The sequence below is a fragment of the Pseudogulbenkiania sp. FW507-F1 genome (genome assembly GCF_058781125.1).
Genome location: NZ_JBYSWM010000067.1, coordinates 1 through 665 on the forward strand (window position 1 = coordinate 1; position 665 = coordinate 665).

1 protein-coding gene is annotated in these 665 nt (G+C 64.8%); it reads left to right on the forward strand.

The window, feature by feature from the left end:
- Positions 1–535 (forward strand): ABC transporter permease (locus tag AC3WG5_RS19205; RefSeq protein WP_492570335.1); only part of this gene is annotated, 535 nt, incomplete at its 5' end.
- Positions 536–665: the final 130 nt, after the last annotated feature.

The window sequence follows — 665 nt, forward strand, 5'->3', positions numbered from 1 at the left end:
CTACACCACGCTGATCCGCAGCGTGCCCGACCTGGTGATCATGCTGCTGCTGTTCTACAGCCTGCAGATGCTGCTCAACCAGGCCACCGAGTGGGCCGGCGTCGAGCAGATCGACATCGACCCCTTCCTCGCCGGGGTGGTGACGCTGGGCTTCATCTACGGCGCCTATTTCACCGAGACCTTCCGCGGCGCCTTCCAGGCCGTGCCGCGCGGCCAGCTCGAGGCGGCGGTGGCCTACGGCATGAAGCCGTGGCAGGTATTCCGCCGCGTGCTGTTCCCGCAGATGATGCGCTTCGCACTGCCGGGCATCGGCAACAACTGGCAGGTGATGATCAAGGCCACCGCCCTGGTGTCCATCATCGGCCTGTCCGACATCGTCAAGGCGACCCAGGACGCCGGCAAGAGCTCGATGCAACTGTTCTATTTCTGCGTGGTAGGCGGGCTGATCTACCTCGCCATCACCACGGTATCGAACGGCGCCCTGCTCTGGCTGGAGCGGCGCTACTCGGTCGGCGTCAGAAAGGCCGCACTATGAACGAGATTTTGCAGCAATACTGGCAGGCCTACCTGTGGAGCGACGGCTACCACCTGTCCGGGGTCGCCATGACCCTGTGGCTGCTGGTGGCGTCGATCGGCATCGGCTTCGTGCTGGCGGTGCCGCTGGC